The sequence below is a fragment of the Paenibacillus sp. FSL R10-2748 genome (assembly GCF_038005565.1).
In the GTDB taxonomy this organism is placed as follows: domain Bacteria; phylum Bacillota; class Bacilli; order Paenibacillales; family Paenibacillaceae; genus Paenibacillus; species Paenibacillus polymyxa_B.
In genome coordinates this window covers 247,209-259,670 of record NZ_JBBOTK010000002.1, presented here as the reverse complement: position 1 = coordinate 259,670, position 12,462 = coordinate 247,209, and the positions used below count along the sequence as shown (strand labels likewise).

At 41.7% G+C, this 12,462-nt stretch carries 24 protein-coding genes; 22 read left to right on the top strand and 2 right to left on the bottom strand.

Features of this window, described 5'->3' with window-relative positions; all coding sequences use genetic code 11:
- Positions 1-26: 26 nt before the first annotated feature.
- The 11 genes from NSS66_RS07715 (at position 27) to NSS66_RS07665 (ending at position 6,634) form a co-directional block, all read left to right on the top strand.
- On the top strand, positions 27-386 hold the full coding sequence (locus NSS66_RS07715; RefSeq protein WP_340958716.1) for a hypothetical protein: 360 nt from the start codon (positions 27-29) through the stop codon (positions 384-386).
- 5 nt (positions 387-391) lie between these two features.
- Positions 392-775 carry a hypothetical protein gene (locus NSS66_RS07710; RefSeq protein ID WP_340958714.1) on the top strand — a complete coding sequence of 128 codons (384 nt, stop codon included), beginning with the start codon at positions 392-394 and terminating at the stop codon, positions 773-775.
- Positions 776-835: 60 nt separating this feature from the next.
- Entirely contained in the window at positions 836-1,507 is a 672-nt protein-coding gene (locus tag NSS66_RS07705; RefSeq protein WP_076295322.1) for a hypothetical protein, read from the top strand.
- A gap of 32 nt (positions 1,508-1,539) precedes the next feature.
- Positions 1,540-1,947, top strand: a complete 408-nt coding sequence (locus NSS66_RS07700) for a hypothetical protein (RefSeq protein WP_256704495.1) — start codon at positions 1,540-1,542, stop codon at positions 1,945-1,947.
- 161 nt (positions 1,948-2,108) lie between these two features.
- Complete coding sequence (locus tag NSS66_RS07695; RefSeq protein ID WP_076295324.1) at positions 2,109-2,405, top strand: HNH endonuclease; 297 nt, start codon at positions 2,109-2,111, stop codon at positions 2,403-2,405.
- Entirely contained in the window at positions 2,398-3,408 is a 1,011-nt protein-coding gene (locus NSS66_RS07690; protein WP_076295325.1) for a phage replisome organizer N-terminal domain-containing protein, read from the top strand. The genes NSS66_RS07695 and NSS66_RS07690 overlap by 8 nt, the downstream gene beginning before the upstream one ends.
- Positions 3,409-3,414: 6 nt before the next feature.
- A complete protein-coding gene (gene dnaI / locus NSS66_RS07685; RefSeq protein WP_340958713.1) occupies positions 3,415-4,365 on the top strand; it encodes a primosomal protein DnaI in 951 nt (316 codons plus the stop codon).
- Between the two features lie 131 nt (positions 4,366-4,496).
- A complete protein-coding gene (dnaN, locus tag NSS66_RS07680) occupies positions 4,497-5,627 on the top strand; it encodes a DNA polymerase III subunit beta (RefSeq protein WP_076295327.1) in 1,131 nt (376 codons plus the stop codon).
- Positions 5,627-6,145: a DUF1064 domain-containing protein gene (locus NSS66_RS07675; RefSeq protein ID WP_076295328.1), complete on the top strand. Its 519-nt coding sequence runs from the start codon at positions 5,627-5,629 to the stop codon at positions 6,143-6,145. Before dnaN ends, NSS66_RS07675 begins: the two co-directional genes overlap by 1 nt.
- Positions 6,096-6,410 carry a hypothetical protein gene (locus NSS66_RS07670; RefSeq protein WP_340958711.1) on the top strand — a complete coding sequence of 105 codons (315 nt, stop codon included), beginning with the start codon at positions 6,096-6,098 and terminating at the stop codon, positions 6,408-6,410. The genes NSS66_RS07675 and NSS66_RS07670 overlap by 50 nt, the downstream gene beginning before the upstream one ends.
- The gene (locus tag NSS66_RS07665; RefSeq protein ID WP_264453491.1) at positions 6,407-6,634 is read left to right on the top strand and encodes a hypothetical protein; all 228 of its coding nucleotides are present in this window, start codon (positions 6,407-6,409) and stop codon (positions 6,632-6,634) included. Before NSS66_RS07670 ends, NSS66_RS07665 begins: the two co-directional genes overlap by 4 nt.
- A 32-nt stretch (positions 6,635-6,666) precedes the next feature.
- On the opposite strand, the gene NSS66_RS07660 is transcribed toward NSS66_RS07665, so the two are convergent.
- Entirely contained in the window at positions 6,667-6,876 is a 210-nt protein-coding gene (locus tag NSS66_RS07660; RefSeq protein WP_061829347.1) for a helix-turn-helix domain-containing protein, read from the bottom strand.
- Between the two features lie 272 nt (positions 6,877-7,148).
- On the opposite strand from NSS66_RS07660, the gene NSS66_RS07655 reads away from it, so the two are divergent.
- The 11 genes from NSS66_RS07655 (at position 7,149) to NSS66_RS07605 (ending at position 11,938) form a co-directional block, all read left to right on the top strand.
- On the top strand, positions 7,149-7,337 hold the full coding sequence (locus NSS66_RS07655; RefSeq protein ID WP_264453493.1) for a hypothetical protein: 189 nt from the start codon (positions 7,149-7,151) through the stop codon (positions 7,335-7,337).
- Complete coding sequence (locus NSS66_RS07650; RefSeq protein WP_340958708.1) at positions 7,334-7,516, top strand: hypothetical protein; 183 nt, start codon at positions 7,334-7,336, stop codon at positions 7,514-7,516. The genes NSS66_RS07655 and NSS66_RS07650 overlap by 4 nt, the downstream gene beginning before the upstream one ends.
- 72 nt (positions 7,517-7,588) lie before the next feature.
- Complete coding sequence (locus NSS66_RS07645) at positions 7,589-8,260, top strand: HNH endonuclease (RefSeq protein WP_340958707.1); 672 nt, start codon at positions 7,589-7,591, stop codon at positions 8,258-8,260.
- A gap of 36 nt (positions 8,261-8,296) precedes the next feature.
- Positions 8,297-8,419: a hypothetical protein gene (locus NSS66_RS07640; protein WP_340958706.1), complete on the top strand. Its 123-nt coding sequence runs from the start codon at positions 8,297-8,299 to the stop codon at positions 8,417-8,419.
- A gap of 29 nt (positions 8,420-8,448) precedes the next feature.
- The gene (locus NSS66_RS07635; protein ID WP_340958704.1) at positions 8,449-9,126 is read left to right on the top strand and encodes a DNA cytosine methyltransferase; all 678 of its coding nucleotides are present in this window, start codon (positions 8,449-8,451) and stop codon (positions 9,124-9,126) included.
- A gap of 440 nt (positions 9,127-9,566) precedes the next feature.
- A complete protein-coding gene (locus NSS66_RS07630; protein ID WP_340958703.1) occupies positions 9,567-10,040 on the top strand; it encodes a class I SAM-dependent methyltransferase in 474 nt (157 codons plus the stop codon).
- A gap of 40 nt (positions 10,041-10,080) precedes the next feature.
- Positions 10,081-10,458 (top strand): hypothetical protein, encoded by a 378-nt coding sequence (locus NSS66_RS07625; RefSeq protein WP_340958702.1) that lies wholly within the window; start codon positions 10,081-10,083, stop codon positions 10,456-10,458.
- A 54-nt stretch (positions 10,459-10,512) separates the two neighbouring features.
- Positions 10,513-10,869: a hypothetical protein gene (locus NSS66_RS07620; protein ID WP_340958701.1), complete on the top strand. Its 357-nt coding sequence runs from the start codon at positions 10,513-10,515 to the stop codon at positions 10,867-10,869.
- A 2-nt stretch (positions 10,870-10,871) separates the two neighbouring features.
- A complete protein-coding gene (locus tag NSS66_RS07615; protein WP_340958700.1) occupies positions 10,872-11,033 on the top strand; it encodes a hypothetical protein in 162 nt (53 codons plus the stop codon).
- 21 nt (positions 11,034-11,054) lie between these two features.
- Positions 11,055-11,360 carry a hypothetical protein gene (locus tag NSS66_RS07610; protein WP_164964745.1) on the top strand — a complete coding sequence of 102 codons (306 nt, stop codon included), beginning with the start codon at positions 11,055-11,057 and terminating at the stop codon, positions 11,358-11,360.
- The gene (locus NSS66_RS07605; RefSeq protein ID WP_340958699.1) at positions 11,357-11,938 is read left to right on the top strand and encodes a hypothetical protein; all 582 of its coding nucleotides are present in this window, start codon (positions 11,357-11,359) and stop codon (positions 11,936-11,938) included. The genes NSS66_RS07610 and NSS66_RS07605 overlap by 4 nt, the downstream gene beginning before the upstream one ends.
- Before the next feature lie 172 nt (positions 11,939-12,110).
- On the opposite strand, the gene NSS66_RS07600 is transcribed toward NSS66_RS07605, so the two are convergent.
- Positions 12,111-12,455 (bottom strand): hypothetical protein, encoded by a 345-nt coding sequence (locus NSS66_RS07600; protein ID WP_071558592.1) that lies wholly within the window; start codon positions 12,453-12,455, stop codon positions 12,111-12,113.
- Positions 12,456-12,462: the final 7 nt, after the last annotated feature.

The window sequence follows — 12,462 nt, the reverse complement described above, 5'->3', positions numbered from 1 at the left end:
AACATCCGGCGTAAGGACAAGTCAAAATGAGCAGCAAGATTTACTCTATTCCAATCGTGGATGATGAAGGATTCAAATTTACATTAGATCAACCAGCAGACTCACTTATAGCCGCAGTATTACTCATGTATCGCTGGTTAAATTGTCAACATTCAGTAGATATTGAGATGCTAGAGCTGACAGAGCAGGATAAGAAAAAGATCTCTCTTCAAAAGGAAAAAGAACTTACTGAACAAAAGCTTCAGGCCATTTATAAAACTCAATATGCTATTACAGATAGTCCATGGCCTAATCATGTTTGTATCCAGAGGATGAAGCCTTTGAAGGAACAAGAAAGGCGATTAAAAACTAGAATATCCGAACTTGAAGCGGAGATATGGAGCTGAGAGAGTTGGACGAGCATAAACAATCTAGGGTGCTTAGAGCACAATTAAGGGAGCTATACGAGGACAGTATTGATGCTGTCAAATTCGGATTATCGACTGACGAAATTCATGCTCAAATAGGCTTGCTTACTGCCGAATTAAGTGAACTTGAGCAATTTAAAAACGAAGAATATGAAGGACTAGAATCTCCTAAGCCGTCAGGATACAAGATATCCGGTAAAGGAATAGGCTGCTGCAATCATTGTGGGAAAGAGGTATTCGATGGTCAGAAACACCCTGCTCCAAACGAAGAAGGACTTTTCTGTAATTACTATTGCCGTAAGTTATACCGCAAAAGAAAAGACAGAGAAGCCCTGACAAACGATCGTGCTACCAACACGATCATTTAAGAAACATTTCAACGGCAGTATATCATGGATTCTAAAAAATGAAAATAGGAGTGTAATAATATGGATTTGAATAATATGGTAAATCAGGCGCTAACGAATATTCATAGTGAGGGGTTAGTTGAAAAAATCGTCAGAAATAAGCTTGAAAAAACAATTGAATCTATTATTGATGATATTTTTAGTTCCTATGGAGACTTTGGGAAGCAATTAAAAGAACATGTAAAACAACATTTTTCTATCAATCTTGGCGTGTTGGATTTACCGTCTTACAACACATTAATCGCGCAAGTAATTAAAGAAAAACTGGATGAGATTACTCATATACAGGGTGTAGAAAAATTGAAGGAACAGATGGATAGAATGCTTGCTGATGTTAAGCCAGAGTATAAACTATCAGAGCTTATCAACAGCTGGAAAAAAAGTGAAAACGAAGATGATGAATATGATGACAGTGATGAGTTCTCCCTTCATATTGACAAGGATTATAGTACGTGGATTCACCTTGATCCAGAACCGGATAAGGGTAAGTATCAATGCAAATATGGAATGCTTATTCGCGATGATGGTACATTATTTTGCCTGAAAATAGATGATCGCGAAATTAAATCAAAAGATATGATGTACGGCTTACATGGAATTGCAGAGGATTTATTCAAGATTTATGCTCATGGTTCTAAGTTAGTCATTGATGAGGATGAAATAAACCTCTATTACGAAAACAGCGAATACTAATTGAAATTGAACAGACAAATAAGTAAGAAAGAGTGGTTGCATTGTCTCTAAAAAAACAATATACGCTCGGAGAGCTTTATAGTCTTGCGGATCAATGCAGCCATGATTACCCTGCTACACTGGCACGTAAGATTGAATTACTGACCGAAGTCCAGATTCTTTTGGGGCGCAAGGCAGCTGAGGCCGTAAGGGATTATAAGAAGAAATATGCTGAGAGGAAGCGTGTTTATGCTGAAGCGTATATTGCAGCAAAGAACCTAAGGGAGCAACGTGCGGAATTGGCGGTAATTGAACTTCGCCTTCAAGAGGCTGATGCAGAAGCTGATAAAGTCCGCTGGAGTAATGCTGTGGAAAGTAATGACCAGGTAATAAACTCTTTGAAATATAGCTTGAAGGTTCTTCTAGCTGAATTCGGTAGTTCAGCCAGCGGAACGAGATAGTATACAGAAGTTTCCGGGGTGAGTGAATTGGACAAAAAAAGTATTTGCTTATGGTGTGAGCATACCTCTGAAGAAATGAGTCACATAAGATTCGTGAACTTTGAGGGTACAGGATATGGCATTTGCCAGATGTGCTACTGGAGGTTAGAAGACGATGGATTATGGAACCTAACCCTCGTAGAAGGCCAGTGAACATAATAAAAAAGATACCTGTTTATTCTAAAGCGTTGATTCCTAAGGAAATGAGGGAACTGGTATTAGAAAGAGATTGCTACAAATGCCAATATTGCGGAAGAGAAAAGGGACTAACAATCGACCATGTGATTCCTGAATCAAAGGGCGGACCGACTGAGCCTCATAACTTGGTAGTTGCTTGTAAATCGTGCAATTCCAAGAAGGGTGTTAAAGATGCTGAAAATATGAGAGTTGCTATTCAGAGGGTTGATACAGATGGCTGAAATTAAATGGATTAAGCTCAGTACTGGTATGTTCGACGACGAAAAAATTAAAATTATCGAAGATATGCCCGAAGCTGACACGATCATTGTTATATGGCTCAAGCTAATGACTATGACAGGAAGATCAAATATGGGCGGTTACATCATGCTGACCGAAACTATTCCATATACAGAGGACATGTTGATTTCAGTGATCAAAAGGCCGCTGCCGGTTATAAAAATGGCTCTATCCATCTTCGAAAGATTCGGGATGCTGGAAGTTTCTGAGCAAGGAGCTTTCTTTCTGCCTAACTGGGAGAAACATCAGAATGTAGATGGAATGGATAAGGTCAGGGAACAAACTAAAAAGAGGGTTCAAAATTACCGGAACAAGCAAAAGCAGCTTGATTCAGGTGGAAATGATCCTCATGTTACAGGAAACGTTACTGGTAACGTTACAGTAACGGTCGGTAACGAAACAGATAAAGAATTAGATTTAGAACTAGAAAAAGAAAGTTGTTGTTTAACGCCCGAGACTGAAATCAAATCCGAAGATGAGGGGATACCGTTCACCCGACAGGATGCCGTTCCTGTCAATCCTGAAACAGATGCCGACTCTGGACAGAATGAAGTATCATCTTCGGATATTGATTATCGCAACACCCTTGCCAACAAGTACCTACAGCGCAGGGGGAAAGGATTAGACATTACAGCAGCCGACGAAACGAGCATTGATGAATTGCTGACTGCTGGTGTACCGCTTCAAACCGCTTTGGACGGAATTGATCAATCCTTTGACAAATTTAAACCTAAGCATAAGCGCGATGGGATACGGAGTCTGAGTTATTGTGCGACTATTATTTTCTCCTTACACGCCTTACGTGAAGATGTTGGTAAGGGGGAGAGGGCCGAAAGTCCTTTGCCTTATAAACCTGAGTCACAAATAGATGTGCCGCCAAGCGAATACACCGAGTCGGACATTCAAAGCATGCTTGCAAAACTAAGGGCTAAACAGGGAGGTTGATGCCGTATGGAGAGTTTCGGCAAAGAGCTAAAGGCATTAATACCCGCAGGTTTTGCCAAGAGACAGGCTGCGGTGCTGGAACGTCTAACAAACCATCCTGAGGTTCAGAGATTAAAAAGCGAATTTCCTGACCGAACTGAGGATCTGACCGAACCCAAACGATATAGAGATTTGTCACAGCATATATCCTATTGCGATAAATGCAGCGAGTGTCCAGGGTTGCTTGCTTGCCGGAACGAACAGAAGGGGCATGCAAGCGTTGCGGAGCCTAACCCGACCAAAGCTGACGAACTGGTCTTCCGACTTCGGAAATGCCCATTGTTGGTCGCTCACGAAAGAGAACAAGGAATAGGTCAAAGGATCAAGAGTCATTACATCCCGGCTCACATCCTGAATGCCACCTTCGAAGACATTGAACCTGACCCGCAGCGGATATCTGCAATTGCGGCGGCAATAAGCTTCTGTGATGAATTTGTTCCAGGAGAAACGACAACAGGACTATACTTTTACGGTCAAATGGGCGTAGGCAAAAGCCGGATCGTTGGAGCCATTGCCCAAGAGTTGGCTAAGCGTGACGTAAGCGTACTGATGGTCTATGTTCCTGATTTCCTACTGGAGGTCAAGGATGCGATTGGTTCAAAGACAGAAGCTGTTGAAAGTAAGCTTGATGCTTTGAGGACAGTTCCTGTGTTGATATTGGATGATATTGGGGCCGAGTCATTAACGACTTGGACAAGGGATGAAGTCCTGGGACCGATACTTCAGCGACGTATGGAACGCCTAACGACGATCTACACATCGAATTTAACTATGAGTGAGCTGAAACAGCATTTGGCGAATCCAAAAGACAGCAAGCCTAGTGAGCAGAATGAGAAGAAAGCGGCGCGAATTATCGAACGGATTGAACCATTTGTAAAAATACTGCCAGTAGGCGGACGGAATAGACGTAGGGGGTAAGCATATGTGCAGAACATGCGGCGGCTGTAAGGTAGCATATCAGTTTCTCGGCTCCATGATGATATCAGGTCCATGCCCGGAGTGTAACCCTAATGCTAGAAAGGACATTTCGAAGGAGGGGGTCAAACCTTATGAATATAGTAGTGGACAGTTCTCTATTAGCTGAGGCTTTAGAAGATACCAGTAAAGCTATTTCAGCCAAAAGTATCATGCCGATACTTGGTTGCTTTTTGATTGAAGCGAATCAAGAGGGGTTAACTGTGACAGGAACTGATGATAGAGCAACAATACAATCATATATTTTCGAGGAGCATGTTCAAATCGAACGGAGTGGAAAGGTAGTTCTGCCTGAATTGTTTTTGAAAATGCTCAAGAAATTAAGTGGTGACGTTCGGATTGAGTCTAAAGATGGTATGAATGTGATTATCACGTCCCGGAATAAAGAAATTGAAATGGCAGGATTGGACCCTGAGGAATTCCCTTCACCACCTACTATAAATGACGATGAATATATTGAAATTACAGGGAAAGACCTAAGGGGACTATTCAAAAAGGCTATCTTTGCAGCGGACATTGATGGTAAAGGCATGCCTATACTAACTGGAGCAAATGTCTACCTCAAGGATGGAAAAATAGGAATGGAAGCAACCAATAGGCATCGCCTTTCAAAAGCAGAAAAAGATATTGAATCAGGCGATTTTGGTAGTGCCGTGATCGAGGCGAGAGGACTAGTTGAACTACAGAAGATCATTACAGATAAGGACGATGTCCAATTTGGCTTTTCAAAGGGGAAGGATGATCGGGTAGTCTATGCCTTTGCTCGCACAGAGAGATTCGCTTTTTACTCTCGTGTTCTAGAGGGTGAGTATCCAGACATACACCAGATGGTTATTTTACCTGATAGTGGTACGAGGATTGAGATAAATAAACAAGAATTCTTGGAATCAGTTGAACTTATTTACACTCTGGCAAAAGAAGAAAAAAATAATATGGTCAAGCTTGATATAACTGAAAAAGAAATAAATATTCGTGGAAAAGGAAAGCAAACGGGCAAGGCAAGCGAAAGTATTGTGCCCACTAAGTTTACGGGACAGGAGTTATCTATATCTTTAAATTCTAAGTATGCTATAGATGCTTTAAAAGCTTTGGATGGGGAAAAAGTTACCTTGGTTTTTGCAGGCAAAACGAAGTCTATTTTCATTCTTAGCAATGAAGATAATCAAAGCATTCATATTGTACAACCTTATAGGACGGTAGATTAATGAGTAAATACAATGCTAAAAAAGTGATTGTTACAGCCGATGGAACCCTATTCGAGGAATGGTTGGTAAAGAAATATAACCTTGATGTAACTGGTATTCGCTTCGATAGCAAAATGGAAGGTGAGTATTATCAGGAATTGCTCATGCAGAAGCAGCTTGGGGAAATAAAGGATTTTGTTTGTCAGCCCAAATACGTCTTACAGGAAAGCCCGAAGGTGACCTACATTGCAGATTTCCTTGTTACTGATCTTGACGGAAGCCAACGAGTAATTGACATAAAGGGAGTTGAAACGGCTACCTTCAGAGTGAAGTTGAAGCTTTTCCTACTAAAATACCCGACTTTACCAATTGAAATACTGGTAAAGCGGCGTGGCGAATTTATCCCTACACAGCAGGCCAAGAAAGAACGGGCAGATCGAAAGCGAGCAATCAATAAATTAGTAAAACGAGCCGAAGGAGAGATTAAAAATGTCAGAACTGGCCGGAATAAAAGTCAGATTCACCGTAATCAAAAATGAGGATGCTGAGAATTACCTTGATGATCGGGATAAAAGTGAGTTGTCCCGCATTCTTTGGAAAATCCAAGAGTTGCGACATCTGAATGGAAAGCCAGCTTTAAATACCTATCTGGTAGTTAACACCGACGAAACATATGCGGCTGATATAGTCCGCATCATGCAGGCTAATAACCATTGGGGACCAGTGGTTGACCCTAATCAGGCGGAGTTGAAGTATGACGGAGATATGCTTATTCTACCGGAGACGGAGGAGGCGATTAAATGAAGCACTCTCAAAATGAAATTGAACGTCCAGAAGTAACACAACGGATCATAGAATTGCTGGACAAGCAAAACGAGAAAGGTCTAAAGAAGTATGGAATCACCATAGACCAGGTATCAGATATGTCCTATGACTGGAGGCTTATGGCGCTGGAGGAGGCAACTGATTTGATTCAGTACCTCCAGAAAGAGGTTATGCGACTCGAAAGACTTCTTAATCCGATCTAGGCTAAAACAAAAGGAGCATAGAGGGTTCTTAATTAATCCTCTTGCTCCTCAGTAATAAACAAATCTTCAATGGTAACATCTAGCGCTTTAGCGATAGCAAATAAATGCCAGGCTTCATGGCGACTATTTTTATCAAATCTACTAATTGAACCTTGTGGAATTCCAGTCATTTCAGACAATTCCATTTGAATGATACCTTTCTTTTTTAACAAAGGCGTCAAATTCGGTTTCACTTTAAGCAATGCAATTCACCTCTCAGTCGAATTATACGATACCGAATATTTATTAGCAACATGCATTGACTCTATATTCGATATCGTATATTATTAGGTCAAGAACTACAATTCGATATACGATATGGAATAACGTATTCAAGTCTACAGCATTGCGGAGATTCTCAGGTGAGATTGATACAAGCCAAATGATCAACTCAGGAAACTTTTCCTACGCTCTACATTGTATCCGAACGAGCAACATTGTACTGGAACCAAAAAAACATATAGGAGGGGTGGATATGACGGAGCAAGAAGCGGATGAATTCACCACAGCATTATCCGAGCGTTATGTGGAGATACAAAAATATAATTCTCATAACAACGAATTATTGAACACTTGGAATGATGCCATTGATACCTTACCACCTGACATAAAGCATAATTTTGTAGAAAAATATAATCGACTTACAAGGGAGAGTAGTTCGTGAAAAAGCTCGACTTGAACACGCTTGATGAAGAGCCTATCGAAGTACAACAAGCTGTGGCCTTTTACGCATCACTAACGATTAATGAAATTCGTATGACAACGAAAGAAAGATATCGACATTATTCAGTTTTAGAGGAAGCCGGATTATTGGAGCCTTTAAAATCCGTAGTGGAACCATAGCGGTTTAGGCTCAAAATATAAGCATAAGCACAGGAAATACAAAATTAAATTGTTGGAAAGGTGGCGAGGGGAATGTCCCATCAAACATTTTGGAAGCCAGAGAAAAAGCTAAAGCAAAAGAAGGCTTACAGCAGCCTTGGGCAACGGAAAAAGGATAAAAAGCCTGTTCCTGAATGGAAGAAAGACATTCTCTCTCACCACCAGTCACGGCCTAATACCAAGGAACGCGGAGAATTCCCGAAGGATGTAATTGCGGAACTGATTGCTGATTCAAACGGAATCTGCGAATGCTGTAAAGTTACCGAAGCCACAACTACTCATCACGTTTACCCACGCGGCAGGAAAGGACGTGGCGTGAAGACGAATGGGCTACGACTCTGCTGGCCTTGCCATGATCGGATACAAATAAATGAAGAACTCCTTCAATTTTGGATATCGGCATTCCGTGATAAATACGGCGATTGCTTTTGGTTCGATGAACAGGATTGGGAAGAGCACAACCGTAAACTGGCGGCGCGGCAACGCATGGAAGTCGAGAAAAAGGAACGCTTGGAGAGCATAAAGCCAGTCGTGGAACTGATTACTTCAGCGGCAGGGCGAACTTTGAAAGCTAAAGAAGTGCGTTTGCTGGAGTCTATGGATGATAAAGAAATGCTCGTTTTTACAAACATGATTTCTGATGCTTTGAGTAATTTCAACGAACCAGCTCCTTCTTATGGTTACGGAGAGAGATTCGAGGATTAACATACAGCGCCCCCAAGGGCAGAGAGGACACAACACATGTATACAGAAACGAATGATCGGAAGTTGCTACGGGAGATTGGATATGAAGAAACGCTGTTAGAGACGATGACGGATGAAGATTGTGAAGCAGAAGTGCAGGAGCTTCCTTACAACGTATAGCCCCATAGGGGATAAGAAGGAGGGGAAACATGAAGCCGAAATTATTAGATTTGTTTTGTAAAGCAGGAGGTTGTTCTGCGGGGTATGCCAAAGCAGGTTTTGAGGTTATCGGCGTGGACATTAATCCGCAGCCCAATTATCCTTATCGATTTATCCAAGCTGATGCATTAGAAGTTTTGAAAGACAAACAGTTTCTAAGTCAGTTCGCAGTTATACACGCGAGTCCACCATGTCAGGCACATAGTACAGCTAGAAGACTCTCAGTAGCCAGAAATGGCGGCAAGTATGGTGACCATTTGGACTTAATACCTCAAACACGAGAGTTGTTAATTGCTTCTGGAAAGCCATACATCATTGAAAATGTTGCAGGTGCGCCTTTAATTAATCCTATTAAATTGTTTGGTTCACAGTTCAAAAATTTATATACACAGCGTGAAAGATGGTTTGAGAGCAACATGCCACTTATTGAACCAGATACAGCACGTATAAAAATGAAAACACCGTCAGCAGGTAATGGAGTTGGTGAAGATGGGAGCATATCCATATGTGGTAGTGGTGGCGTAAGGGGACTCAATGCAAAACAAATTGTTTTGTATTGGGGGTTTGCAATGGGCGGCATTGACTGGATGGTTCGAGACGAGTTGGCTGAGGCAATTCCACCAGTTTACACGGAGTTTCTAGGAAAACAAATTAAAGAACACATTTAAACATATAGGAGGCTTAGCCCTCCATAAGGGGGAGAGACATATTAACCTTGAAGAGCATTTGAAAGCTGAAATTAAAAAATACAGACTCTGGGCCTTTCTTGAATCGCACGGAAGTCGAGAAGGACGCTACAGTTCCGGCTACCTTCAAGCTTTAGAAGACGTGCTAGCCAAACTTAAAGAATGTGAGCAATTAACACTATTTTAAGGGAGATTGATATGACTAATAAATCGGATTTTGAGTTTGTGCTTTATTACAAAGGTAAACGCGTTAAAATAATGTTTTTTAAAAGCAGCTTGTTGAGAGCCTTGAAAGAAGCTCGTAGTCTTCTCGATCCTAAAAAATGTGATTGCATTGAAATATACAGGGACGACCTATTTCAACGTACATGGATTAAAGAATACAGCTTGTAAGCCTACTACCTATAAAGGAGAGATATTACATGCAACGGATACTGGACGCATGCTGCGGCAGTCGGATGTTTTGGTTTGATAAAGATAATCCCGATGTCGTATATGCAGATAATCGAGAATTGAGCGACACGCTATGCGATGGACGGACACTTAATGTCGCGCCGGATGTGATCGCAGACTTTCGCAGCATGCCTTTTGCGGATGAATCATTTTATATGGTTGTGTTTGATCCGCCACATCTTTTACAGGCTGGCACCGAATCCTGGTTGGCCAAGAAGTATGGGAGATTGAACCGGGACACATGGCGAGAAGATTTGAAGCGCGGGTTCGCAGAATGTATGCGAGTTCTCAAGCCGAATGGAACACTCATTTTCAAGTGGAATGAAGATCAAGTAAGTCTGTCCGAGCTTAAAAAGCTGTTCCCGCAGCCACCGTTGTTCGGGAATAAACGCAGTAAAACGCATTGGATAGTTTTTATGAAAGAGCAGAGGGTTGAGGCATAACAGCCTCTTACCCTATACCCCTATATAAGGAGCGATAAGCATGAGAGATATTAAATTCCGTGGTAAACGAGTAGATAACGGTGAATGGGTTCATGGTTATCTGATAGGCGAGGACGTAATTGTCGGTGAGATAGTGGAATGGGATAGTGAATATTTCTGCACAGAGTTTTGGCAAAAGGTAGATCCTGAAACAGTAGGTCAGTTCATAGATCTTCCGAATTACGGTGTATGGGAAGGCGATATTTACGAGTTTACAAGACCATGGTCAAATGGTGCGCTGGAACGTGGAGTTGTGAAATGTACAGCCCATGCAGAATGGGCTGTAAATGCATGGATGTTGACTGGTATATATGAGCATGGAAAACCTATCGGAAACATACACGATAACCCGGAGCTGCTACAGCCCCAAGGGGAGTAACCGCCAATACAATACGCTCCTGCACTCTGACGGAGCGTTGGAAGGATGATAGATATGTCGGTAAATATGACAGACCAGAAACTTAACATGCAGCTTGAAATACTCTTGGGGGCTAAAGAGGACCGACACCGTGAAGGCAACGTCATAAAGGGCACTTACTCTACCAGCCCGAAAGATTACTGCAATGATCCTGCTGCCTCTCTGGAGGTACAGGTAGCCGCGATAAGAGTGAATGCCAAAAAGTATTTTAATCACTTAGAAAGACGAATACATCCAAGATTGGCGGAATTGCCTGAAAGCGAAATTTGGTCTGCATTCGAAGTCGCAGAAATTGTGAGAGCCAGCCCGCGCCAGAGGGCAGAGGCTGCTTATATGACATTATCCAGTTACCCACTAAGGGAGGATATATAGATATGGCAAAAGGAACCTTTATGTATGAGTTGAAGCTAAACAAAAATGACAATGTTCCAGCGGTCATACAGCTTCCGGGACAAATGATTGAGTTTGAAATAACTGAGAAGGACCTAAACAGAATGCTTCATCTTTATTTCATGAAAAGGATGGAACAGAAATAACACCTATAAGGGAGAGATACCATGATAAACGAAACCAGAAATGTAATGTTTGACGTTGATCCAAAGCATCTCAGTGAGTCCATGCAGGAGAACCCCCGTGACGACCGTCTGTGGGTGGTAGCTCCATTCTCAGGACAAGCCCAAATATACGCACCATCTAAGCGAGGGAAACACAAAGGGTACCATCGTATCAAATGTGAGATTTGGATTCCTGAGGATGCGATTAAAGGTAATGACACACTGGGAGAGTTTGGAGCCTTTGCAGTATTAAGTGTGCCTAAAGTGAGGGTGCAGGAGCATTTGAAGGCCGGGGAGGAACAACAATGACAGATAAACCACGTAACTGGCAAGAGGATATGAACGGATGTGCTGGCCTGCCACCAACGCCTTGGACATGGGTAGAAACGGATGAAGCTGAGTGGATAGAAGATTCTAAACAGGAAATAGTCATTGGTAGTGAGTTTGAGTATATTTTTGATGATTTACTTGGTCCAAATGTCAGAAAGGAAGCATTCATGCGTTTCATGATTAATGCACCTGAAGCCCTTCCTTACTGGCTCCAACAATATGACATAGAGTTGAGAGGACGTATACGCTGGTCAGAGGTTGCTAAAGGATTGGGAGATGACTTGAAGCAGGCTGAAACCCTTATACAACAAAAGGATGCAGAGATAGCCGAGTTGAAGCTGTCTAAGCGATTTGAATTAATACGCGAAATTCGAGCAAAAGCAGAGAGAGACCTTTATGCTCTCGCGGAAGAATGCATTCGGCTTGAGAAAGATTTGGCAGCGGCCCGTAAAACCATAGATGACTTGAAAAAGGCTCAGGTTCACGATGAACCAGACCTAACGCATGTGCAGCCTGAACAAGAGTCTCTCCTGCAAGATAAAGGAGACAAGCCATGACCTACGCTTATACCACTATATTAGCTGCTGTACTGTTGTTTATAGGTGTAGTAAGTATAGATAGGTATGTGATTATAGAAAGGATAGATCCAAGCGAGGTGAACTTAAAAGTTAAATATAAAAACAAAAAAAAGTAAGCACCTATGACAAAAGTGCTTACTTTAGGTGGATTTTATTTTTTCGGAATAATACTGTAAAGGTAGCCACGAAATAGTGGGTATACTTTATTTCCAGAGGTTTTCCATTCATATAAGTAAATAGTTCCCATATAACTCCCTTGTATGTAAAACATGCTTTGAGGAATGTAATCTTTCATTGCCTCTGAAAACTCTGACTTTTTAAACGAAGAACCTTTGATGCCAGTTACCCATTTTTTGTCCTCTTGTGTCGGAGTGTATGATCTCTCAGAAGAAATATTTGCTGAAGTTTGGGCTTGTTCTGCAAAACCTAAAGATGGTACAGACAATGCCCCAAGAAGAACTGTGCCAGCAGCCAAAGCAATAATAGATTTTTTCAAAAGTAAA